Origin of the sequence: Pseudoalteromonas sp. 5Ae-yellow (genome assembly GCF_014077565.1) — a bacterium.
Lineage (GTDB): Bacteria > Pseudomonadota > Gammaproteobacteria > Enterobacterales > Alteromonadaceae > Pseudoalteromonas.
On sequence record NZ_JACGWD010000029.1, the window covers coordinates 21,807 to 46,998 of the forward strand.

Annotated in this window: 21 protein-coding genes; 10 read left to right on the forward strand and 11 right to left on the reverse strand. The window is 38.7% G+C overall.

Annotated elements, in window-relative coordinates; translation table 11 throughout:
* Positions 1-8: 8 nt before the first annotated feature.
* Positions 9-686, forward strand: coding sequence for a FlgO family outer membrane protein (locus H4J63_RS09670; protein WP_024604356.1), 678 nt, complete (start codon positions 9-11; stop codon positions 684-686).
* A gap of 54 nt (positions 687-740) precedes the next feature.
* Here H4J63_RS09670 and H4J63_RS09675 read toward each other — a convergent pair whose 3' ends face one another.
* The gene (locus H4J63_RS09675; protein WP_024604355.1) at positions 741-1,580 is read right to left on the reverse strand and encodes an HDOD domain-containing protein; all 840 of its coding nucleotides are present in this window, start codon (positions 1,578-1,580) and stop codon (positions 741-743) included.
* A 294-nt stretch (positions 1,581-1,874) separates the two neighbouring features.
* Between H4J63_RS09675 and H4J63_RS09680 the strand changes: the two genes are divergently transcribed.
* Entirely contained in the window at positions 1,875-3,575 is a 1,701-nt protein-coding gene (locus H4J63_RS09680; RefSeq protein ID WP_024604354.1) for a dipeptidyl-peptidase 3 family protein, read from the forward strand.
* 55 nt (positions 3,576-3,630) lie between these two features.
* Here H4J63_RS09680 and H4J63_RS09685 read toward each other — a convergent pair whose 3' ends face one another.
* Positions 3,631-4,164: a fused DSP-PTPase phosphatase/NAD kinase-like protein gene (locus H4J63_RS09685; RefSeq protein ID WP_024604353.1), complete on the reverse strand. Its 534-nt coding sequence runs from the start codon at positions 4,162-4,164 to the stop codon at positions 3,631-3,633.
* A 203-nt stretch (positions 4,165-4,367) separates the two neighbouring features.
* Positions 4,368-4,766: an HIT domain-containing protein gene (locus H4J63_RS09690; protein WP_024604352.1), complete on the reverse strand. Its 399-nt coding sequence runs from the start codon at positions 4,764-4,766 to the stop codon at positions 4,368-4,370.
* A 111-nt stretch (positions 4,767-4,877) separates the two neighbouring features.
* On the opposite strand from H4J63_RS09690, the gene H4J63_RS09695 reads away from it, so the two are divergent.
* Complete coding sequence (locus H4J63_RS09695) at positions 4,878-7,103, forward strand: S9 family peptidase (RefSeq protein ID WP_182196222.1); 2,226 nt, start codon at positions 4,878-4,880, stop codon at positions 7,101-7,103.
* Positions 7,104-7,245: 142 nt separating this feature from the next.
* Positions 7,246-8,883 carry a methyl-accepting chemotaxis protein gene (locus H4J63_RS09700; protein ID WP_182196226.1) on the forward strand — a complete coding sequence of 546 codons (1,638 nt, stop codon included), beginning with the start codon at positions 7,246-7,248 and terminating at the stop codon, positions 8,881-8,883.
* 72 nt (positions 8,884-8,955) lie between these two features.
* Here the strand turns inward: H4J63_RS09700 and H4J63_RS09705 are convergent, their stop codons facing one another.
* Together H4J63_RS09705 and dinB are read right to left on the reverse strand one after the other, a co-directional pair.
* A complete protein-coding gene (locus H4J63_RS09705) occupies positions 8,956-10,476 on the reverse strand; it encodes a leucyl aminopeptidase family protein (protein WP_182196229.1) in 1,521 nt (506 codons plus the stop codon).
* 129 nt (positions 10,477-10,605) lie between these two features.
* Complete coding sequence (gene dinB, locus H4J63_RS09710) at positions 10,606-11,658, reverse strand: DNA polymerase IV (protein WP_033011491.1); 1,053 nt, start codon at positions 11,656-11,658, stop codon at positions 10,606-10,608.
* Between the two features lie 679 nt (positions 11,659-12,337).
* Here dinB and H4J63_RS09715 point away from each other — a divergent pair.
* The 3 genes from H4J63_RS09715 to H4J63_RS09725 all read left to right on the forward strand — a co-directional run bounded on the left by H4J63_RS09715 (position 12,338) and on the right by H4J63_RS09725 (position 14,874).
* Positions 12,338-12,772 (forward strand): thioesterase family protein, encoded by a 435-nt coding sequence (locus tag H4J63_RS09715; RefSeq protein WP_010553137.1) that lies wholly within the window; start codon positions 12,338-12,340, stop codon positions 12,770-12,772.
* A 9-nt stretch (positions 12,773-12,781) separates the two neighbouring features.
* Entirely contained in the window at positions 12,782-13,834 is a 1,053-nt protein-coding gene (locus H4J63_RS09720) for an aldo/keto reductase (RefSeq protein ID WP_024604348.1), read from the forward strand.
* A gap of 116 nt (positions 13,835-13,950) precedes the next feature.
* Positions 13,951-14,874, forward strand: a complete 924-nt coding sequence (locus H4J63_RS09725; protein WP_024604347.1) for an ABC transporter substrate-binding protein — start codon at positions 13,951-13,953, stop codon at positions 14,872-14,874.
* Here the strand turns inward: H4J63_RS09725 and H4J63_RS09730 are convergent.
* The 6 genes from H4J63_RS09730 to H4J63_RS09755 form a co-directional block, all read right to left on the reverse strand.
* Complete coding sequence (locus tag H4J63_RS09730) at positions 14,825-15,445, reverse strand: fumarylacetoacetate hydrolase family protein (protein WP_010553134.1); 621 nt, start codon at positions 15,443-15,445, stop codon at positions 14,825-14,827. The genes H4J63_RS09725 and H4J63_RS09730 overlap by 50 nt on opposite strands.
* Positions 15,446-15,643: 198 nt before the next feature.
* Positions 15,644-17,611, reverse strand: coding sequence for a hybrid sensor histidine kinase/response regulator (locus H4J63_RS09735; protein WP_182196231.1), 1,968 nt, complete (start codon positions 17,609-17,611; stop codon positions 15,644-15,646).
* Positions 17,612-17,621: 10 nt separating this feature from the next.
* Positions 17,622-18,083, reverse strand: a complete 462-nt coding sequence (locus H4J63_RS09740) for a response regulator (protein ID WP_039485075.1) — start codon at positions 18,081-18,083, stop codon at positions 17,622-17,624.
* Positions 18,084-19,568: an ATP-binding protein gene (locus H4J63_RS09745; protein WP_024604346.1), complete on the reverse strand. Its 1,485-nt coding sequence runs from the start codon at positions 19,566-19,568 to the stop codon at positions 18,084-18,086.
* 38 nt (positions 19,569-19,606) lie between these two features.
* Entirely contained in the window at positions 19,607-19,816 is a 210-nt protein-coding gene (locus H4J63_RS09750; protein WP_002958087.1) for a histidine kinase dimerization/phospho-acceptor domain-containing protein, read from the reverse strand.
* A gap of 14 nt (positions 19,817-19,830) precedes the next feature.
* On the reverse strand, positions 19,831-21,171 hold the full coding sequence (locus H4J63_RS09755; protein WP_182196234.1) for a sigma-54 dependent transcriptional regulator: 1,341 nt from the start codon (positions 21,169-21,171) through the stop codon (positions 19,831-19,833).
* 234 nt (positions 21,172-21,405) lie between these two features.
* Here H4J63_RS09755 and H4J63_RS09760 point away from each other — a divergent pair, with 234 nt between their 5' ends.
* The 3 genes from H4J63_RS09760 (at position 21,406) to H4J63_RS09770 (ending at position 24,907) form a co-directional block, all read left to right on the forward strand.
* Positions 21,406-21,921 carry an NUDIX hydrolase gene (locus tag H4J63_RS09760; protein ID WP_002958085.1) on the forward strand — a complete coding sequence of 172 codons (516 nt, stop codon included), beginning with the start codon at positions 21,406-21,408 and terminating at the stop codon, positions 21,919-21,921.
* 217 nt (positions 21,922-22,138) lie between these two features.
* Entirely contained in the window at positions 22,139-23,515 is a 1,377-nt protein-coding gene (locus H4J63_RS09765) for an NAD-dependent succinate-semialdehyde dehydrogenase (protein WP_182196237.1), read from the forward strand.
* A gap of 462 nt (positions 23,516-23,977) precedes the next feature.
* Positions 23,978-24,907: a hypothetical protein gene (locus H4J63_RS09770; RefSeq protein ID WP_182196239.1), complete on the forward strand. Its 930-nt coding sequence runs from the start codon at positions 23,978-23,980 to the stop codon at positions 24,905-24,907.
* The last annotated feature ends 285 nt before the right edge of the window (positions 24,908-25,192 follow it).

The window sequence follows — 25,192 nt, forward strand, 5'->3', positions numbered from 1 at the left end:
AAGAAAACATGTTATCAAAAAAGATATCTCTTACTTTATCGGCACTTTTTACACTATCACTATCCGCTTGTTCTACTCACCCTGTTTATAATGGGCATGCACCACATAACAATATTGGCTATAATAACGCCCATAATCGCTATGCTGAGAATAATCAGCCTCGCGTGAGTAACTGGCAATTTCCTGAAAATAATTACCGCCCAATTAACAGCAGTAAGTTACTAAGTAATTATACAGAGCAATTAGCAATGAAGCTGATTGAAAATATGAATTACATAAATAGTAGTACGCCTATCGCTATCACTTCGTTTGTAAATTTAGACGATAACCTGCAAACCACTAATATTTTTGGTAATCATTTAGCTGAAAGCTTTATTACTGAATTACAAGAGTTTGGTTTGTCTGTTGTTGATTACAAACATACAGGTACAGTGCACGTGACGCCTTTGGGTGATTTTTCGTTTAGCCGAAATGGTAAAGACATTAAAGGCTATCCACATATTGAATACACTTTAACTGGCACACTTACGTACACTAATCGTGGCGTTATTGTTAATGCACGTATTATTGGTGCTAAATCTAAAGTAGTGGTGTCATCAGCTAAAGGCTTTATACCAAGCTTTGTAGTTGAATCGCTATACCCAACTCGTAGAACCGATGGGATAGTACTAGACGCTATCCAATAAAAACAAAAAGGGTTAACGCAAGTTAACCCTTTTTGTTTGTGTAATAAAAAATGTTTAGCTAAACATGTTTTTCACATCAGTTAGCATATCGTTGTATTCATCACTTGTGAATAATTGCATAGATGGTATTACACCTTTATCTATATATGTTTGCAGCGCTGCCGATTTATCAGAAACTTGTAACGTCCCCTCTAAAATAGCGCCTACTCGAATAAAGTCGACGTAACTAACTTTATCAGGTTTGTAACTTGGATCTGCCCAGCTTAGAGCTACATCAACAAACTCTTTAGGAAACTCCCACGCTTGCATGATGGATGAGCCAATTTTTCCACTCAGTTTTTGAATTGCGTGAGCTAAAAAGCTTGGATTAGCAAACACTTCAGGGTGGCGCTCAGCTTCAGTTAAAATTGGTAATACACCAATATTATAAACAAGTGCTGCTAATGTAATTGAATCACGATTTAATGAAGTGTGTTTATTGTTTTTTAAGTAAAACTCCATGAGTGTTATTGAATGGCTAGCAACGGTTAATGTTTTTTGCCAAGCCTTACCCATGTAGCCTTTAATCAGCTCATTGTTTGATACAAATAATTGCTCCATCGCCATAGCCGTTGCAATATTTTTAATTTGGCGCAACCCAATGCGAGTCACCGCTTGTTGTAAATTAGATACTTTTACAGAGCGTCCCATAATTGCACTATTAGCTACTTTTATCATACGAGCTGAAAGCGCTGGATCTTGTGAGATTACATCTGACATTTGCATTAAATTAACATCAGGGTTATCTGCAGCTTGGCGAACCTTAATCGCTACTTCAGGTAGCGTTGGTAAAACCAACGTATCGTTATTTATTCTATCGACTAGAATCGTTAATAAAGCGTTTTCTGTAGACATAAAGCTGCCGTCCTTTTGTGTTCAGCCTGTAAAGTAACTGCGAACTCAGGCAGTTAATTTTTGTATTAGTAATATAATTAGTATTGTCTAACTTACCGATAAAGTTAAGAAAATTATAGAAGTTTATTTTATTTATAATGTTTTACCGCTCATGCTTGCCTTACAACGCCAAATACTTGCTATTTACCATTTAGTTTTGCTTTAATGCACTCACAATAAGGAAGCGTTTGTACGTATTTAGCCTTTTAACTAAAACAGTACAATTATTAAACTTACTTTTTAACAGGCAATATAATGATCTTAAATAAAATTAGCCAAGCAATTATGCTCTCTGGTGTTGTTTTTCTTAGTGCATGTTCTGAACAAGCACCGTCTTCTACCGACAACACAGCCGTAGAGCTTGCTCAAAAAAGCAGTGCACAATCAGGTCCTAAGCTTATTAATGCAGATAAACAACGTTTAGATATTTACACCGACTTTAGCTTGAAAAGTGATTTATCACACTTGAGCGACAACCAAAGAGCGATGGTTGGAAAGCTTATTGATGCCTCAAAAATAATGGACGAATTATTTTGGAAGCAATCTTTTGGTGAGAATAAAGATGCTTTTTTAACAAAGTTAGGTGACGAAAAAGTACGTAAATTTGCCGATATTAACTACGGTCCATGGGATCGTTTAAATGGCGATGAAGCGTTTTTATCTAGCTATAAAGAAAAGCCTCTTGGCGCACAGTTTTACCCTGCAGATATAACCAAAGAAGAGTTAAACAACGCAGACGTTGAAGACAAAACAGGGCTTTACTCTGTAATTAAGCGTGATGAGCAAGGTAAGCTTTATAGCGTGCCATATTCAAAAGAGTATGCTGCTGAGCTTGCACAAGCCGCTGACCTTTTACGCGAAGCAAGTAAACTTGCTGATGATAAAGAGTTTGCTAATTACCTAAACCTGCGTGCTGACGCTCTACAAAAAGATGACTTCCAAGTTTCTGACTTTGCTTGGATGGACATGAAAAACAACCCCGTAGATGTGGTTATTGGCCCAATTGAAACTTATGAAGACCAATTATTTGGTTACCGTGCTGCTTATGAATCTTACGTACTTATTAAAGATTTAAAATGGAGCGAACGTTTAGCTAAATTTGCAGCATTTTTACCTGAACTTCAAAAAGACTTACCTGTTGATGCCAAGTACAAACAAGAAGTACCAGGCTCTGACGCCGATCTAAATGCCTATGATGTTGTTTACTACGCAGGGCATTCAAACGCTGGCAGCAAAACAATTGCAATTAACTTACCAAACGATGAGCAAGTACAGTTAGAAAAAGGCACACGTCGTCTGCAACTTAAAAATGCGATGCGCGCTAAGTTTGATAAAATTTTAGTGCCAATTTCAGAGCAGTTAATTGTACCTGAGCAGCGTAAACACATTACTTTTGATGCCTTTTTTGCCAATACGATGTTCCATGAAGTCGCTCACGGTTTAGGTATTAAAAATACAATCACTGGTAAAGGAACTGTTCGTCAATCATTACAAGAGCACGCGAGTGCACTTGAAGAAGGTAAAGCCGATATTTTAGGTTTGTACATGGTTGAGCAATTGCTTAAAAAAGGCGAAATTACTGAAGGTACGCTTGAAGATTACTACACGACGTTTATGGCTGGCATATTCCGCTCAGTACGTTTTGGTGCATCAAGTGCGCATGGTCAAGCGAATATGATCCGCTTTAACTTTTTTGCACAAGAAGGCGCGTTTTCTAAAAATGAAGCGGGCTTATATAGTATAAACATGGAAAAAATGAGCACTGCTATTGCAGACCTATCTCGCTTAATTTTAACCTTACAAGGTGATGGCGATTACGAAAAAGTAGATCAACTAATCGCAACGCATGGCGATATTAAAGAAGAACTAGCTAAAGACTTAGAAAAACTAAGTAAAGCAAATATCCCTGTAGATGTAACGTTTAAACAAGGTAAAGAAGTACTAGGTTTAAAATAACCTAGCACGGTGATAATTTAAGGGCGCTGTAGTTTATAATTGCAGCGCTTTTTTATTATTTATCGTTTACCACTTCACGCACTACAGGCTCTAGACTTTTCATACCCCAGCGTTTTCCTTTATCAAGCGCGGCCTCTAAATCAAGACCCTGCACATGTGCAGAAATTGCAATCAACGCTCCAACTCGATTGCTACTTGCACAATGCACTAAAATCGATTCTCCCTCAAACTCATTAAGTAAGTTTGTTAAATTACGCGCATTTTCAACAGTAACATCCTTCGCACCTGCAATAGGTAATGCGTGATAGCTCATCCCTAAAGATCGCACAAACTCACCTTCATCCCACGTTTGTTCACTGAAAGCGCGCAGGTTTATGACATGCTTTACACCCGCTTGTGATAATAACTTGATCTGCTCAGCATTGGGCTGTGCGCCCGAGTAAACATGATTACTATGTTCAACTAAATTTTCTATATCTGTCTTTTTAATAATTTCAGTGTTAACTGCCCGCTCAGCTGCAACAGCAAAGTGCCCACCTGATAATGCGACAATAAATAAACCCGTACAAAGTTGATTGATTAGTTTCATTTTATTCCTTATTGATTAGAGTCTGTTGACCTTCAGTATTAAAATTTTTTCTACCTAGGGCAGCGTATATTTGGCATTTATACTACGTTATCGCCTATTTATGCGAAGCAGACGCACAATATAAGCATAAACTCGGCCTTACCTAAAAACTAAACAGGCTACTAAAAATTTAACCCCGAAAGATAAATAAACCCGAATAGCTATTAAAAATGGGTTTTTAATTTTACTATTTGCTCATCACTATAAGGGACTGCAGGAAATTTACCCCAAATTGGCGCAGGCCAAGCAGCATCACTCGTAAAGCGCGCAATATGATGAATATGTAATTGTGGTACCATATTACCTAAAGCCGCTACGTTTAACTTATCCGGACTAAACACATCCATTAATAACTTACTTAACTTGGCTGACTCTTTTAAATAAACTATTTGATCATCCTCAGATAAATCAATTATTTCTCTTAAGTTAACCTGCCTTGGCACTAATACAAACCACGGATACTGACTATCGTTTAATAAAAGTACTTTACACAGCGGCCAATCGGCAAGTTCTATACAGTCGCGTTTAAGCTCTGGTGCAAGTTCAAATTTAAGGTTCGTCATTGTTATGTCCTACTTTGTCTTTAATAATCGCCACTTTATAGCATTTAGTTGCAGTTGCACACGCTTGGCTTTACCATCAAAGCAATATTTATAATAAGCTAAGGCAACCTTGTGCTAAAAAAAATAAAACACCTCTCACTAGCCCTACCATTAATGGTTGGCGCTATTAGTGTTCAAGCAAAACCTTTATCGTTGGAGCGTATTTTTGACGATCCGAGCCTTTCAGGTAAATCACCTGTACAACTTAAATTTTCGCCTGACGGCAGCCGTGTAACTTACCTGCAAGGTAAAAGCGATGACTACAACCGCTACGATTTATGGGAATATAATTTAAAAGATAACACCAATCGTGTGCTAGTTGATTCGGCAAAATTATTTTCAGGCCCAGAAAACCTATCAGATGAAGAAAAAGCCCGCCGCGAACGCCAACGTATTTTTGGTAAAGGCATACTTGAGTACAAATGGTCGAAAGACGGTAAAGCACTTTTATTCCCACTTAACGGCGACCTTTACTATTACGATTTAGCCTCAGGTAAAAGTAAAAAGCTAACCAATACTGAAACATTTGAAACCGATGCACGCTTTTCACCTAAAGGTAATTATGTATCATTCATTCGTGAACAAAATCTTTATGCTTTAGAGCTTGATTCAGGAAAAGAAATTCAGCTTAGTAAAGATGGCGGTGGCGTAATTAAAAATGGTATGGCTGAGTTTGTTGCTCAAGAAGAGATGAGCCGCATGACGGGTTACTGGTGGTCAGGTGATGAAACTAAAATTGCTTATACCCGCGTTGACGAAACTCCAGTAAAAGAAGCTATCCGTAACGAAATTTACGCTGATGAAGTTAAATTATTTAACCAACGCTACCCGTTTACAGGTACCGACAATGTTAAAATTCAACTCGGTGTGGTTAAACTAAACGACCAAAAAGTAGATTGGATTGATTTAGGTAAAAATGAAGACATTTATATCGCGCGTGCTAAGTGGCTAAAAGACGGCAATACACTTTCTTACCAATGGCAAAATCGCTCGCAACATAAATTAGAGCTTCGTTTTTATAACAGCGAAACTAAAGTCCAAAAAGTAGCATTAACCGAAGACAGCGAAACGTGGATTAACTTACATTTTGATCTTGAGTTTTTAAAAGACAAAAAACATTTTGTATGGGCATCTGAGCGCGACGGTTTTAAACACTTATATCTGTATCGCACAAACGGTCAACTTGTACGTCAAATCACCTCTGGTGATTGGGCTGTTGATAGCTTAAAAGGTATTGATGAGAAAAAAGGCATTGTTTACTTTGCCGGTCGAAAAGATACACCGCTTGAAAGCCATTTATACAGCGCGCCTTTATTTAAAAAAGGCGACGCCAAACGTATCACCGAAAAAGGTCAGTACCATAATGTTGTGCTAGCAAAAGACAGCAAAACCTTTATCGATAATAGTTCATCTGATAATAAACCAAACTCAGCTGCGCTTCGCAAAGTAAACGGCGAATTTATTACATGGCTTGAAGAAAATAAGCTAGATAGTAATCACCCGCTTACCCCTTATTTAAGCGATTTAACAAAACCAGAATACGGCACAATCAAAGCTGAAGATGGTCAAGTTATGCACTACCGTTTATTTAAGCCAAGTAACGTAACCGATGGTAAAAAGCATCCTGTTATTGTTAACGTATACGGCGGCCCGCATGCTCAGCGAGTAACGAATAGCTGGCGCAGTAAAAACTTGTACTTTCAGTACATGGCGCAACAAGGTTACGTAATTTTTCAACTCGATAACCGTGGTTCGTATAACCGTGGCAAAAAGTTTGAAGATGCAATTTATAAACACTTAGGTGTAGTAGAAGTTGCCGATCAAATTAAAGGCGTAGAGTTTTTACGTACACTTGATTACGTAGATCCACAGCGTATTGGTGTTTATGGCCACAGCTACGGTGGCTACATGGCACTTATGACTATGTTTAAAGCGGGCGATTACTTTCAAGCGGGCGTATCGGGTGCTCCAGTAACCGATTGGGCTCTATACGATACCCATTACACTGAGCGCTATTTAGGTCATCCTGATACCAATGCTAAAGGCTATGAGGACAGCGCAGTATTCCCCTACGCAGATGGCTTAAAAGGTCCATTAATGATTTATCATGGAATGGCCGACGATAACGTGTTGTTTACGCATTCAACTAAATTATTTAAGCAACTACAAGATAACGAAAAACAGTTTGAAATGATGACCTACCCAGGCTCTAAGCACAGCCTACGTGGTAAACAGGTGCAAACACACTTACATCAAACAATTACAAACTTTTTTAATCGTCATTTTGATGTTAAATAATTAAACTATTTTAAAAATAGACAAAGGCTGATTGATAAATCAGCCTTTTTTTTGCATTATTACTCGTCGGACCTAGATTAAACTTTCTTTTTAGCTACGCTTATCCTATGCGCTAAAGCGCACACCTTTTGAGGATAAATGTATGCCTAATCTACGAAGTTTTAGTATATCCCAGCGTTTTTCACTGTTAATAGCCATAGTTGTATTTGGACTAATAATACTTAGTATATCGAGCCTAACTCATCAATATAGTTCGCTAAAAGACGAGCAATACATAAAAACACAAAATGTAGTAGAAACTGCGTACAGTATAATCGAGCACTTTTATGACCTTGAGCAAAATAATACTCTCACTCAACAACAAGCTCAATCGCAAGCACTTAATGCAATAAGAGCTCTGCGCTACGACAAAACCAATTACTTTTGGATTAACAATTACCAGCCAAAAATGGTTATGCATCCTATAAAACCTGCGCTTGAAGGAAAAGATTTAACCAATAATAAAGACCCTGACGGCAAAGCACTGTTTGTTGATATGGTTAATATAGTTAAACGCTCTGGCGAGGGATTTATTCCTTATAAATGGCCAAAACCAGGTAAAGAAAAACCGGTTGAAAAAATCGCATTTGTTAAAGGTTTTAATCAATGGCAATGGATTATTGGCTCAGGTGTTTATCTTGATTCAATTGACGAAGCATTTAGTGAGCAACGTAATCTTATAGTCGTCAGTGCAATAATTATGATTATTGCTGTTATTTTACTTAGTTACTTTATAGGTAAGAGTATTTTAATACCGACTCGCTTAGCGGCCGATATGATGAAAGATATTTCACAAGGCGAAGGCGATTTAACCCGTAAATTAAATGAATCCGGGAATGATGAAATATCTGAACTATCACGTTCATTTAATTTATTTGCTCTAAAAATGCGAGAGTCACTTGCTCATGTAGCACAAAGTGCAAACGACGTAAGCGAACATGCGCATACAGTTGATGATTCAAGTAGAACAAGCCACTCGTTTATTGAGCTTCAAAACGACAGCTCAACCCAAGTTGCAGCTGCCATGGAGCAAATGACTCACCAAATACATGATGTAAGCCGTAACGCCGAAGCCGCAGAGCAAGCAGCTAAGGATGCAGCACAAAACGCATCAACGGGTAAAAATGTAGTTGCGCAAACAATTACAGCAATAGAAACACTCTCAAGCAACATAGAAACAGTCAGCCGCGTAACAGAAGATTTAGCCAACGAGAGCCATAATATAGGCTCTGTACTTGATGTAATAAGAAGCATATCGGAGCAAACAAACTTACTGGCATTAAATGCTGCCATTGAGGCTGCTCGCGCAGGAGAGCATGGCCGAGGATTTGCTGTTGTTGCAGATGAAGTAAGAACACTGGCCAGTCGTACAGGGCAAAGTACCGACGAAATTCAAACCATGATCACTAAACTTCAAGAAGGTGCAAAAGCAGCAGTAGAAGCAGTTAAATCAAGCCAAGCACTTTCAGTTTCTACCGTAGATCAGGCGTCATCAGCCAATACTTCACTTAATGAAATAGAACGACTTGTTTCAATTATTACCGAAATGAACAGCCAAATCGCACGCGCCACAGAGCAGCAAACTCAAGCTGCCGACGAGGTTAATTTGCGTATTAATGAGCTATCTCAATCAACTGAGCAATCATTAAATAATACTAAACAGCTTACCGATGCCAGTGATAATCTTAAACAAAGTAGCCAAGAGCTTTCGAGCGTAGTTAATCGTTTTAAATTAGATTAATCGATACCGTTCTCATAAAATGCAAAAAGCCCTGAATTAACAGGGCTTTTTTATTGCATGTAAGTTTTTAGCTTACAAACAGTAACGTGCAAACAAGCTCGTTACTGATGCAGCCGTTGGCTTGCCATGCTGCCAATCACCGCCTTCAACACCGCTTCCTGCAATGTCCATATGCACATAAGGCAAAGGTTGCGCAGAGTCGTTACCGTGCTTATCAAGCCCACCAACAATAGCCATAAACGCCATAGGGAACTGATGTCCACGAGCAGTAACTGCAGATGCCGCATTATTACTAGAGAGTACATCGTCAGCTAGCGTGCGTGGTTTAATAAAGTCGTAATCTTCACGGCGAGAACGCGATACTTCTGCGCCATCGGCCCACAAATCTCCAAGGTCAGCTATTTGACGTGAAACACCTGCGCTACGAGCTGGACCGTTTTCAACATACGCACCGTAAGGACCCATTGCACGTGCCGCGTGACCCGTTAATGTAGCAACAGTAAACAACGTTGGGTTTATTTCGCCTTTAGCTAAATCTTTCATTTCGCTAAGCAGGTCGCCCATTGCTAAGCGCCCTTCTGCATCGGTATTACCAATGCGTACACGGATACCTTCGCGGCTAGTAATAATTTCATCTGGCACAAAACAATCCGAGCCAATAGAGTTACGAACAACAGCCAAGTACGATACTACTTTAACGCCTTTAGGCTGATAATCCGCAACAGCTTTCATAAAGCCCGCAACAGAAGCTGCGCCACCTTTATCACGGCTCATGCCTGCCATATGGCCACCTACTTTTAAATCGGCGCCGCCTGTATCGTATACAAGACCCTTACCTACAAACATAAGTGTACGAGTAATTTCGCCCTCTGGTACATATTCAAGCTTAACAACACGTGGGTGATGGCGCTCAACTGCATACGATGCACGAGCAACAGTGCTTAGCATTGGGTAGTTTTTATCAATAGCTGCAATATCATCAATTACGTCAACTGCAATGTTTGAGCCTTTAAATAAATCAACGCAGTAATCAGCAAAACGTGGTGGAGCCATACGCTCAGGTTCGGTGCCACATAAGTCACGCGCGGCATATTGGCCCGCAGCAATTGCATTAACTGCTTTAATTGTTTGCTCGCTTGCGCCAACTAAACCAATTTGAGTAATAGGTTCAATACTTTCACCGTGATATTCACGCGCTTCTAATGGCTGCCATAAGGCTTGGCAAGCGCCTAAATAAGCAACTTCTAAAGCATGCTGATAACGGCTATCGCCATTTAAATTTGGTAAAAATAATGCAGGGTTAACACTACCCGACGCTTTTGCTTCGTTAATTGCTAATTTAGCAGCATCAAAATAACGGCGTACATCGTCGTAATCTCTATTTATCGGACCCGTTGGCGCAAGTACAACGCGTTTGTTTTCAATCACTAATAAAGTAACTTGTTTACCAATACGAGAATCAACTTTTGCTTGGTCTAAAATAGCATTACGTAATGAGTTATTTGGTAATAGAGAAAAGTCATCACTAATAATAATAAGCGCATCATGAGATGTGCATTCAAGGCTTGCACTAACCGCTTGAGGGTATGCCATAAATAAAGTCCTGTTAGAAAACATAAGCCCCTATTATCGTCGATTTAAATATTGAAGACCAGCAAGGTGAGATCAGCTAATTATACAAGTTGCCAATAAATGGCAACTTGGGGTTACAGGCTTTACAGCTTAATCGAGAATACTCAGTTGAAAGTTTTGCTCTGGCTCGCTTTTAATGCCAACGCCTATGCCAAGTAATCTTACAGGTTGTTGTAGCCCTCGTTGATAGGCCTTAGTAAGGAGTTGAATAAATATTTCTGTGTTTAGCTCGTGGTATGCCTGATCGGCTGAGGTCACTACAAAATTTGCAAACTTCACTTTAACACTCAGCTTATTAATACGGTTTTGTAATTGCTGTTTATTAAGTCTTAAAACTAATTCGTCTAACAATTTTGGCAGCTCATCTAAGCACTCTTGCAAACTTGTTTTGTTGTATTCGTAGGTATGCTCAACACTCAGCGACTTTCTGATGCGATCTGTTGATACTTTACCAACATATTCACCTGCACATTTTTGATAAAGCGACACACCAAAGTTACCCACATGTTGCTGCATCCAGTTAACGCCTTTTTCGCGTACATCCTTGCCGGTATATAAGCCTTTTAAATTTAGCTTTTCGAGCGTTACTTTACCCACCCCCGGGATTTTCCCCAGCGGTAATTGCGCTAAAAAGTCATCGATCTCATGAGGCAAAACGACAAATTGACCATTCGGTTTTTTTTCGTCGCTGGCTATTTTGGCAATAAATTTAATCGGTGCAATGCCTGCTGATGCAGTGAGCCCGGTGGCATTGTAAATATCGGCTCTTATTTGCTGTGCAATAAGTGTGGCACTGCCTTTACAAGCGGTGCTGTCTGTTACATCTAGGTAGGCTTCGTCTAAAGAAAGAGGTTCAACTAAATCTGTGTAGCGGCTAAATACTTCACGTATTTGATTTGAAGCTTCTTTGTATACAGCCATGCGCCCAGGGACAATAACTAAATCGGGGCATAATTGTTTAGCATGATAGTTCGACATAGCCGATCGCACGCCATATTCTCTAGCTATATAGTTAGCGGTTGAGAGCACGCCTCGTCGGCTATTGCCTCCAATAGCAAGCGGTACACATGCAAGTTTTGGATTATCTCGCATTTCTACTGCTGCATAAAAGCAATCCATGTCTATGTGAATAAACTTCTTCATCACCACAACAATAACTGGTTATTTATACAGTTATTATTATATAATCAAATGTGATAAGCAAGCCTAGGGCCTGTTTATCTTTCGAGGTTAAATTTGCAGCAGTATGTTTGGTATTTAGGCAAGGCAGAGCCTATGTAGTGTGGTTATTCCCCATAAATAGGCGATAACGTAGCACAAATGCCAAACATACGCTGCCCGAAGGGTTCTGCCTAGGGGCAATTTACTCTTTGTTGCTCGGTTTTTACTTAGCCCACTAGGTCACAAACCTCGCGCCGCGATTAAATAGCCCCTAGATTGAACAAATTTTAATCCTGAAAGGTCAACAGGCCCTAGTTAGCGATTAAAAAAAGCGCTTATTACCTTCTTGCTCTTTATAACCGCGCAACCAAAACATAACCTCGAAAAAAAACCCCGCCAACATCAAAATAATAGCGCCTGATTCGTTACCCATTGCGTAACAGGTAAAAGAGGCTATAAAAACCAAACAAGCTAAGGACCAGTTAATTATGTTCTGCATATTTCTACCTCTGTGTGTTTTTGTGTTTGTCTGTGCAATTTAACTGTAGACCTAAAATTAAATAGGTACAATCATCTTATAAAAAAACTTGCCATTAATTACCTTGAGCTCGTAACCCCATGTTGATAATCTAAGTACTTTAAAATTAAGGGCCAATAAATAATGCAAACGTTTAAAGATCAGCACCCTATCCATACTGACATCACCGTAGCGTGGGCTGATATGGATGCACTACAACACGTAAATAATGTAGTGTATTTACGTTACTTTGAAATAGCCCGAATCGACTTCTTAAATAAAATAAATCTGTTCGATACAATAAGCCCTAATGGCGTGGGCCCGGTAATAAGCGAAAATAACATTCGTTATAAACGCCCAGTTACATTCCCAGATACGCTTACAGTCGGTGTTACTATTTCTGATATAAAAACAGACCGATTTGTTATGAATTACACCGTATTTAGTCACGCACAAAACGCTATAACAACAACAGGCACTTCAAAAGTGGTTATGTTTGATTTTGAAACAGGCCAAAAAGCCCTCATTGCAGAGCCTCTTTTATCGGCGTTAGTTAGCTACTCTCAAGACGAGCAATAAGGAATTCTCATGCAATACAGCCCACTTGGCAGCAGTGGTATTAAAGTTTCAAGAGTATGTTTAGGCAGTATGACTTGGGGTAAACAAAATACTCAAAGCGATGCTGATGAACAAATAGCCTACGCGCTAGAGCAAGGCGTAAACTTTATTGATACAGCCGAAATGTATGCAGTACCGCCCTCTCCAGAGACATATGGAAAAACTGAGGAAATTATTGGCGATTGGCTATCGCGTAATCAGCAAAAGCGCAGCGATGTGGTACTTGCTACAAAAATTGCAGGCAATGGATTATCGTGGGTACGTGATGGTGGCAATATTACGCGCCAAACGGTAATAGAAGCCGTAGACGATTCACTTAAGCGCCTTAAAACCGACTACATTGATTTATATCAGCTGCATTGGCCAAACCGCTCTACCCCGCACTTTGGCAGACAATGGCCCGGCACTCTTAAATTTACCGACGTAAATACACAAGAGCAGCAAGCTAGTATGCTTGATATTCTAGAGGGCCTTAATGAATGTGTTAAAGCAGGTAAAATTAAGCACTGCGGTTTATCTGACGATACGCCATGGGGTATAAGCCAGTTTTTAAGTTTGGCCAAAGAGCATAACTTACCGCGTATGGTATCTATTCAAAATGAGTTTAGTTTAGCGCACGCTAAAGACTGGCCGTATTTAATAGAACAATGTGTACACGAAGATATTGCCTACTTACCGTGGTCGCCCTTAGCAGCCGGTTTATTAACGGGTAAATACCTAAACGGTGCTCGCCCAGAAGGATCTCGTTGGACCTTCATGCAGCGCAACGGTATTTTTAGAGATACACCCAATGCAGAGCAAGCCACTAAGCAGTATGTTGAGCTGGCTCATGCAAACAATATTACTCCAGCACAACTAGCACTCGCATGGTGTAACCAAGTAGATGGCGTAACCTCTTCAATTATTGGTGCAACAAGCATAGCCCAATTAAAAGAAGATATTGATGCATTTAACATCACGTTAAGCGACGAAATTCTTAGTGAGATTAACACTATATTTAAAAACTATCCTATGCCTTATTAAGCATGTACCAGTTAAAAGCAGCCTTGAACAAGGCTGCTTTTAACTAAAATATTTGACCCTACTACAACCAACACTATACTTTAATTAAGTTTTCTTAATTCAACGAACACTTATCAATGCTGAGAAACGGATACTATGCATTTTGTCTATTAATTGTATTTAACGCGCATGCTGTTGAACAAAAATTACAGCCTCTAGAAGAAATTATTTGGCTGCAAAGTTACACGCCCCCTTTTCATATAGCTAAAAGCGAAAGTGCACCACAAGGCGGTATTTGCGACAACCTAACCGAGCAACTCATTAGAACAATAACAGGTGTAAAACATACCCGCTTAATTGTCCCTCAGCAGCGTATAAATAAATATTTAAGTGAAGGAAAAAACGTATGCTTCCCGTGTGTTATTTATAAAAAACATAATAACCAACTACTTAACTACTCAAATCCAACAACGGTATATCCCCCATTTTCAATTATCACGACTAAAGAGCTAAAGCCCAAATTAGAAGAAAAGCACGGCTCGCCTATTCACCTTATTAATTTATTAACCGACCCGCAATACGTATACGGGCAAGCTGCTGCACGTAAATTTACAACTAAAATTAATACAATTATTGAAAACACAAAACGAGATAAAGAGTCGTCGTTAAGTTGGAGTAGCGAAAATGAAAGTCAGGCTGTTATAGCACGCTTGAGTCACGGCTTTTTAGACTACTCAATTGATTACCCGTTTATGGCCGATTACTTTAATAAACAAGGAGAATATACGAATATAGAGAGTGTACCAATTGCAGAAAATGACATTCAATTTATACGAGGAGCAATAGGTTGTGCGGCTAACGCACCTAATAATTTTGCACAGCAAGCGCTTAAAAAAATTAACCGCGCGCTAAAAAATAATGTACTACAATCGCCTGAGTATCAACAAAGTCAGCATAATTGGCTTAAAACTACCTTTGCCGACTTTGATAAACACTACCAACAGCAAGTTATTAATTTTTACTTACTTGCCACTGATGCTCAAGCAAGCACTGATCATTAGCATAAAGTGCCACAGCAAAAATACTTTTAGGTGTTACCTCGCCTACGCCCGACGGTGTGCCTGTCATTACTACATCACCATCTTCTAAGCTCATAAATTCACTAATTTCTTGTAAAATTGAGTCCGGATTATGCAGCATAAAATGAGTATCGCCTCGCTGAATTACTTCATTATTAATTTTAAGTTCAAAAGTAAAGTGCTTCATTGTCTCTGTTAGCGCTACAAAATCAGTTAAAATAACAGAGCCGTCGAACGCTTTTGCGCGCTCCCATGGAAGTCCTTTATTTTTTAATTTACTTTGCACAGTACGCTTAGTTAAATCAAGGCCGAGTCCAACCCCTACAAATTTTTTATTTTTAACTACAAAACATAGCTCGGTTTCATAATGCAGCGTATCGCCGTTATGAGCCGCAAATAACGTATTAGTAATTGCACTATTTGGCTTATTAAATAAGACCATTTGATCTGGCGTTTCGTTATTTAGCTCTGCAATGTGTGCGGTATAATTACGCCCAACACACACTACTTTTGATGGTGTTAACTCTTCAGATACTAACTTTATTGAATGCATATAAGTAATGTCTCAGTTATTGGGCCTGTTGACCTTTCAGAATTAAAATTTGTTCAATCTAGGAGTTATCGGGCAACGCATGTTCGGCATTTTTGCTTCGCTATCGCCTATTTATAGGAAATAACCACACTACACAGGCTCAGCCTTGCCTAAACACCAAACATACTGATGAATTCAACCTAAAAAGAGAAACAGTCCTTAGCTAATAAGCGTTTCAAGTAAGCTCAAATTAATAGGTTTAAGTAAAACTCGGTCAATATTTAAATCTTTTATTTCTCTTGGATCTGGCTCTGCTCCACTTACAATCACTAAGCGTAATTCAGGGTATCGCTCATTAATTTGCTGGCCTAAGTCAACGCCACGACCATCAGGTAAATGCATATCTAACAATACCTTATTAAATTGCTGGTCGTGATTAAGTATTTGCAAACATTGTGCGCAGCTAGACGCAATGACGGTTTCAACACCTAAGCTTTCTAAAAGTAGCTGCGTAATTTGTGCTGCATCGTGGTCATCTTCAACCAGTAAAAAACGTTGTTTCTTCTCAGTTAAGTCCTTGCCACAGCTTATATCTTTAGCTTGCGGTGCATGCTCTGGCGCTACCAAGTAATCTTGTAAACATTGATATAAAGCCGCGCTATCAACAGGTTTTGGTATTACATCGTTAAAGCCAAGTGCAGCAAGCTCCTCATGTATGCCTTTCATAGTAGCGGCAGTGAGCGCGATTATTGGGCCTTTGTAACCCATTTTTCTAAGCTCTATGGTAGCTTCCTTGCCGCCCATTACAGGCATATGAATATCAATAAAAATAATATCGTAAGGCGCTTTATACGCATCTGCAATACGCACTTTTTCAAGTGCTTGCTGCCCATGTTCGGCGTAATCTACGCGCGCACCACAGGTACTGATCATATGCCCTACTAACATGCGTAAATCACGTAAATCATCAACTACTAATACTCGCCCATGCACTTTGCATGGGGCCGATTTACTTTGTAGTTGTGGAACGCTGCTAAAATTAAGTACTTGTCGTTCTACTTCGCTAATATCACCTGGATACACCGAAATCGTAAATGTAGCACCCTTGCCAATTTCAGAGTGCAAACTAATATTACCGTGCATACGCGCTAACAACTCAGCACATATTGCCAAGCCAAGGCCTGCACCACCTACAGAGCGTGATTCCACATCGGCTATCTGCTCAAATGGCTTAAATATTAGTTCTTGTTTTTCAGGGGCAATGCCCATGCCTGAATCTTTAATGCTAAAAAATAGCATTTCACGATCATCAACCCACTGCGTCCACGCATTAACAACAATTTCGCCTTTATCGGTAAATTTAACCGCATTGTTTATTAAGTTTATTAAAATTTGGCGAACTCTTGTTGCATCCAGTCGTGCAACTAAGGGCAATGGCTGTTGAGATTCAAAACGCAGTGTAAGGCCTTTATCAAGCACCGATACACGCATTAAGGTGTATACATCGGCAAGCATGCTATCAAGGTTAACTTCGCTTAAGGTCAGTTCGAGTTTATCGGCCGCTATTTTAGATAAATCGAGCACGTCGTTTAACAAGCTCAATAAATGTTTACCATTTCGATAAATAACACCCAATTCATTTTCTGCTTGCTGACTAAAATCGCTCTGCATTAATAATTCGGTGTAACCTAAAATAGATGATAGAGGGGTTCTTAATTCATGGCTCAAATGAGCTAAAAAGCGGTCTTTTGAACGATTTTCAGCTTCGGCTTTTAAACGTTCAACTCGCTCGCCTTCAACATCTTTACGAGCAAGTGCATAACGAATAGCACGTGCAAAACGGCTCGAACTCATTTCTGTTTTTATTAAGTAATCTACTGCACCGGCGTCAAGCGCTGCCGAGTCTAACTCATCGTTTGACTGCCCGGTAAGCATAATAATTGGGCCGCTAAAGCCATTCGCAATGGCCTCTTTTAATACATCTAAACCATTAGATGCACCCAAGCGGTAATCAAGCAGGCAAATGTCGTGCTCATTTTTACTAAGCGTTGCAATTGCCTGCTCTGGGGAGCTTATCCATTGAATGTTAAACGTGTGTGAATCCAATTGGTCCAGATAGTCGCAGGTGAGTATGTAATCATCTTCATCGTCTTCTACAAGCAGCAACTGAGTCACTTTATCTAACATACAATCTCCATTAATCGTTAAATGTTGTCGGTAGCTCTACAAATTCTACCCAGTATTTTCCTAGCGTTTTCATCAAATCAACCAAACCATCAAACGTTACTGGTTTTGTAATGTAAGATGCAGCACCTAAGTTATACCCTTTAACCATGTCTTCTTCTTGTTTAGACGTAGTTAATATAACAACCGGAATTCCCTTTAAGTTAGGGTTTCCTTTTATAGCTTCAAGTGCTTCACGGCCATCCATTCTAGGCATATTTAAATCAAGTAATATAAGTCCAGGACGCGGCGAAACTGCTTTGTCTTCAAACTTACCTTTACGTTCTAAATATTCAAGTAACTCAACGCCGTCTTCTACAAAATGAAGCTCGTTAAGTACACGGCTTTCGGCAAGGGCATCTTGTGTTAACAAACGATCATCTTCATCATCGTCTGCCATTAAAATAGTAATCGGTTTTACTTTTGAATAGGGCATTTAAGCCTCTCCTTGCAATGTGAAAAGCTCAGCTTCCACAGGTAGTTTTATAATGAAGGTTGCACCTTCACCGTCTTTACTTTGGGCTGTAATTGTTCCGCCATGGCGTTCCACAATACGCCTACATACAGAAAGGCCTATACCCGTACCTTTATATTGTGAGCGGCCATGTAAACGTTGAAACGGTACAAATATTTTATCGGCATAGTCTTGTGAAAAACCAATACCGTTATCTTCTATAGTAATAACTTGAAAGCTTAAATTAGCATTATGATCCTCGCTAAAAATGTCTTCATGCTGGTAACTGATTTTTATATGTGGACTTACATCTGGGCGTCTAAATTTAACAGCATTCGACAACAAGTTTAAAAACAACTGCTGCATTTGGCTTTTATCAGCCTGAATAACTGGTAAATCCTCTACATCAACTTGTGTATTAGACTCGCCTATGGCAATTTCTAAATCACTGAGTATATCGGTTACAACGTCGTTTAAATTTGTATCATCAAAATCTTTACCGCGGGTGGTAATACGTGAAAACTCTAGTAAGTCGTTTATTAAATTAGACATGCGTTGCGCCGCATTTTTCATGCGTCCAATATAATCAATACCCTTTTCACCAAGCTCATCTTTAAACATGGTTTCGAGACGGTCACTAAATGCCTGAATTTTCCTAAGAGGCTCTTGTAAATCATGACTTGCAACAAAAGCAAACTCCTCAAGCTCTCGGTTACTTCGGCTCAGTTCATCAGAATACAACGTTAGCTCTTGTGTACGCTCAGACACTTTAGTTGCTAATGTTTCGTTTTGTTTTTCAAGCTCAAAGCGATACCGTGCCGCATTTCTTAAATTAAGCCGCGTCATTACAAACATACCTATAATAAGTAATATGCTTGTGACTGCTGTAATAGCAAACGTGATTTTAGCTTCATTCTTAATTTGCGCTAACTTTGAAAAATGGCTCACTTTAAAGAGTAATTCACGGTCTTGAATTTCATTAACATACTCTCTAATTTGCTTATAAAGCTCCCTGCCTTTATGTGTATTTAACACATACAATGCACGCCTTTCTCTATCATCAAGTGCCAGGTTTACAGTTTGCTTCAGCTCTTTAATTTTGCTATCGACAAGTACAAGCAACTGAGCAATACGCTCAGCCTGACCGTCAATTTCAGAGTGCAACGACTTAACATGATCTGTCTGCGCCTCAATTTGTCCAATAGCATCGTAGTAAGGCGTTAAATAGTCAGTCTCTTCTGTTAATAAATAGCCACGCTGGCCTGATTCAGCCTGCACTATTGACAAATGTAGTTGCTCAATTGCTGTTGTCAGCATATTAGTGTTGTCTAAACTTTTTTGGGTTTGTGTTAAACCTTGAATCGTATTCAATGCTAAAAATGCGTTACCCACAATAATACTCAACACAACAACTATAAAAGCTGCCCAAGTAATATTCGCTTTCCCTTGATGTTCTTGTTTGCTCATTTAGCTTCCCGAATTAGCGTTTATACAACACTTAATATTTATTGAGAGTCAGTTATTTTTTGTAAACTTTCACTGCATTGTTGACAGTTGTTAATAATCTTATCAAGTGCATCTAGCGCTTTATCTTTTGGCATATCGTTTTCGAGTACCAACTTAATAAGCTCTGCATTCATCGATATACGATTAAGCGGCGCTCTTGCATCGTGAACTAACTTGTTTAGCTGCTCTGTTTGGTTATCGGATGTCATGCCCTTCCTCAAATCTATTTGTATTCACCAATACCGCCATATGCATTAAGGCGGTTATAAAGTGTTTTAGTACTAATACCCAGCATTTGTGCAGCAAGCGTTTTATTACCTTGCACCTTATCGAGCGTTGCATGAATAAGTTCTTTTTCAACTTCTTCAATGGTTTGTCCTGCTGATACTGGCTTTTCGGCCGCTTGATTATTAACGCGCGAAAAAGGCGACTCTAAGTTATCAGGTAGAGTAATGTCGCTGGTTTGCGGATCGCTCATAATAAATGCACGGTGTATAGCGTGGCGAAGCTCGCGCACATTACCTGGCCATTCATAGCTCTGTAACTCTTTAAGCTGCGCGGGTGTCCAGCTAAATGCGGTACCGTTTTCATCATTAAGTTGATCTAAAAAGGCTTTAGCTAATAAAGGAATATCTTCTTTTCTATCGCGAAGTGGCGGTATATCAATAGGGAAAACAGCCAACCTAAAGTAAATATCTTCACGAATAATATTATTTTGCGCTAAATCGGTAAGCGAGCGGTTAGTGGCTGAAATAACACGACAATTGGTTGGTATTTCTCTGTTACCACCTACGCGTGTTACTTTTTTAGTTTCAAGTACTCGCAGTAAATTTGGCTGCATATCAATTGGCATTTCGGTCACTTCATCTAAAAACAAAGTACCGTTATTTGATTGCTCAAATACACCTTCTTTGCGGGCTATAGCACCGGTAAAGGCGCCTTTTTCATGGCCAAATAATTCACTACCTATTAATTCTTTTGAAAGCGCACCACAGTTGCTAGCAACTAATGGCCCTTCGCACTGGCTTGCGTTATGAATAGCTTGAGCCACTACTTCTTTACCTGCACCACTTTCACCCATAAGCATCACGTTAGCATTTGTTTTAGCTACGCGTTCAATCATGTTGTAAAGCTTTTGCATTGGCTCAGATTCACCAATTAAACCGCCAAAGTGGCGTACAATACCGCTCGACTTTGCTTTTTTAACTGCTTTTTTAGGGCCATTTAAAACGAGTTCTAAATCTTCACGTTGTAATGGTTTTAATAAATGCCCTACATTTGGCTCACACATATCAGCTAAAATACCTTTAACTGAAGGATGGCCCGAAATAAGTGTAATTTTTGGAGATTGCCCAATCGTTTTTAAGTGATCAAGTAAGTGCAAACCGCTACCATCAGGCAGCATAAAATCAAGCAGCACATGATCAAAGGCATTATTTTCAAACCATTGATGTGCTTCTTTTAAACTGGTAGCTGTGCTTATATTGTGGCCGAGGAATTCGACTATGTGGCAAACAACGTCACTAAATTCAACGTCGTCATCTACTAAAAGTATGTCTAACATGATAAATCCCTATGCTTTTTCCTTATTCTACGCAACCTAGATATTAATTTAAAGGTGCGCCCAGAATCTAATTTTTAAAATAAACTTAAGCGATTAAATGCTATTAATGTTACCAACCTAATATTTACGTATGCTGAAAAAAATCGATCATAAATTATGATTAATAATTAAAATCGTTTCTATTTATAGAATGGTAGCAACTATTATTATTAAAAACCTAAAAAAGGAGACGAAATGCAGCAATTAAAAACCTTAATACATTCAGGTATTAATATTGACCAAGGCAGTCAATTTACCCGTTTAACGGCTCGCGCCATTGTTATTAAAAATAATAAAATACTTTTAATGTATACAAACCGCTATGAAGACTACAGTTTACCTGGTGGTGGAGTAGATGAAGGCGAAAGTATTGAGCAAGGTTTGATGCGTGAACTAAGCGAGGAAACCGGTGCACAAAAAATAAGTGTTGTTAAAGCCTTTGGACTCTATGAAGAATATCGCCCTTGGTATAAAGACGACTTTGATATTATTCATATTAAATCGTATTGCTTTGTATGTAATATTGCCGACGAGTTTGGCAAAGCACAGTTAGAGCATTATGAGCAGCAAAATGGCATGACCGCTAAATGGGTTGATATTAACGACGCAATTGCACATAACGAGCGCACACTTGCTAATAGTGAAAAACAAGGACTCTCCATTTTACGAGAAACCTACCTATTAAAACGTATTGCTAGAGAACTTCTATAAGTTAAATAAACATGAGCAATCACCCTTGTAACTTTTGCATAAATCAGAACTTTTTACTGCCTTGGATAATATATTTACAGTAGTAAAAAGTTATTAGCAGAATAAAAACAAGAAATGAACTCTATATTTCAATGACTTAAATTTAATTAACATTGCTTTTTTGATTTTGGCTTTTGTTTTGCACCCTTATAGATAATTAATTTGTAAGGAGATAGAAATGAGTAACACAGTTAAAACGATTAATCCGGCAACTGAGCAAACCATTGAAACCTATACGCTACTTTCTCAAAAAGAAGCTGAACAGGTAATCGAAAAATCTCACGAAACATACTTAAAATGGCGCTTAACGTCGTTCACTGAACGTGCGAGATATCTTAATAAGTTAGCCTCACTTTTCGAAGAGCAAAAAGAATCTATTGCAAAACTCATGACCGAAGAAATGGGTAAAGTATACGAGCAAGGCTTTCAAGAAGTTGAACTATGTGCAGCTATTTGTCGTTACACCGCCGAAAACGGCCCACAAGTACTTGCTGACGAAGAACGTGATATGGACGGCGGCCGCGCAATCATTAGCTACCAACCAACGGGCGTATTATTAGGTATTCAACCGTGGAACTTCCCGCTTTATCAAGTAATTCGTTACAGTGCTGCCAACATCATGGCGGGTAACACAACCGTATTAAAACATGCTGGTAACGTCTTTGGCATGGCTGAAAAAATTGAAGAGCTATTTAAACAAGCTGGTTTCCCAGAGTATTGCTTTAACAATTTACTTATCGACGGCAAAACCGCCAGTTCTCTAATTGCACACAAAGCAATTAGCGGCGTAACCTTTACGGGTAGTGATGCGACAGGTAAAAAAGTAGCTGAAGAAGCGGGTAAACACGTTAAAAAGACAGTGTTAGAACTTGGTAGTAATGACGCTTACTTAGTACTCGATGATGCCGATTTAGAGCTTGCAGTTAAAACCTGTGTAACAGGTCGCATGATCAATAACGGTGAAACGTGTGTTTCAGCTAAACGCTTTGTGGTTGTAGAGTCACTTTACGATGACTTTAAAGCGCAAATTAAAGAGCAATTTGAAGCCATGAAAATGGGCGACCCAATGGCTGACGATACAGATTTAGGCCCAATGGCTCGTGAAGATTTACGCGACGGCATTCACGACCAAGTAATGGAATCAGTTAAAGCAGGTGCAAACATAGTAACGGGCGGCGAAATACCTTCGCAAACAGGTTACTACTACCCACCAACGCTACTTGATAACCTATCACCTGGTATGCCAGCCTATGACGACGAATTATTTGGCCCAGTAGCTTCGCTTATTAAAGCGAAAGACAACGATGATGCAATACGCATCGCTAACGACTCTCGCTACGGTTTAGGCGGCGGTATTTTCTCTAAAGATGAGAAAAAAGCCATTGAACTAGCTAAAAAGTACTTCGACACAGGCATGATCAATATTAACGGCTACGGTTTAGCACAACCTAACCTACCGTTTGGTGGTGTTAAAGAAAGTGGCTACGGCCGAGAGCACGGCGGCTTTGGTATGCGCGAATTTGTGAATGTTAAAAGCATTATGATCGCTAGCTAATTTAGCTGCATAAATGAAATAAGTGTTTTAAATAGATATTTTTAATACCTGTTTAAATACAAAAACTACTAAGCCTAAAAGTGGGTAACCGCTTTTAGGCTTTTTTTATGAGCTATAGTCGCTCAGTTTTATGCTCTTCAAAATTGAACTCAGCCTACTTATTAAAAACGTAAGCATACTGCTTTTATAGTTGTTTAAAATTGCTCTAACAGACCTATTTAGCAGTGTTTCAGAGGTATAAATATAGTGAGGGCTATTAAAGAAAATATCATAAGTATGATCTCTAAACAGTTTGAATGCACAGAGCTAATAATTGATATATAGAATTAATACCTGAACTTAGAGTTTAAACGGATAGACTTAACCTGACATGTAACAATGAGCGAACAACGGTCGTTGATAAAGTTGGTTTCCACGTGCAAAATGAAACCTTAGATTGTTGTTGCTTTGCATGGTGTAAAATTGAATCAGTTTATTGTTACAAATATTGAAAACTATGAGGAGAAAGTCTACAAGCTCTCTGAAAATATTGTTGAAGATTTTTTAAAGTCCAGAAAAGTTCTTTCTAACACTTTGAAAGTTGAAACACTCTACGACCAGGTAATAGAAGCTCATTGGGATTTTAAAAATAAGCTAAACTATTGGAATATGAGAACAGCAACAAGCATGCTACTAGACTATAATGTAAACCACGAAATAAGAAGCTCATTGAACCGCCTAGCATTTAACCTTCTAAACTTGGGTAAATTATATTTGGATTGGCATTACTTTGAAGAGCCTAACAAAAATAAAAAAAAGAGTAAAAACAATAACCCTCCCAAAACACTTGCTTACGACATCACTAAAGATGAAGCAGTAATTCAAAAAGTTAGAGAACAGCGTAAGAGTATTTTTGAAAATAACAACCTTTACCGTATCGCTTGTAAATTAAGGGGTTATAGCCAACACAGTGCATTGCCAATTAACAAATTTAGAACTAATAACATTAATAACGCCGAAGGCTTTTTTATATGTTTTGAAATATTCTATGAATATGATGAATTAATAAATTTCGGTGTTCCAAAAGAGATATTAAATGAAAGCGATACTATTGATTTAAAAGAAATTATAGATGGTTATGTTTATGCTATTGGGCAGAAACATACACTTAATAGAAAACTAATTAGCGATGCGGTAGAGCTAGCTAGAAATAATATTAATGCGCTTACTAATAACTACTTTAATTTTAGTGGATTCAATAAATGCTATGGCCAAATTATTTCCAAGGGAATAGTAAAGCATAATGTAGATACTGAGTGGTTTGATGTTGTGAATTATCTTCAAAAGAAGAATTGCTTTAACATTAACCATTCAAACGTTACGTTTGATTCATTTTCAGCCAAAAAGAGCTAAATTTAATGTTCTCAGGGCGCTTTTACTAAATTACTTTCTAAATATTCAAGAAAACAAAGCGATTTATTTTGTTTTTCCAATTACTACTAGCCACGCTCTCCTTAAATAGAACTAGCAGACGTTTCTATAACTTAAAAGAAGAAAATATTAATTAAGTGTTTGACTAGGGCGTGTTGATCTTTGTGGTATGAAAAACAAACAGCATGAAGATAAGGTATAATTGAATTCGCCAGAAAACTTTACACCGAACCTACATGCCAAGATTAATGTTAACAGACGGGACAT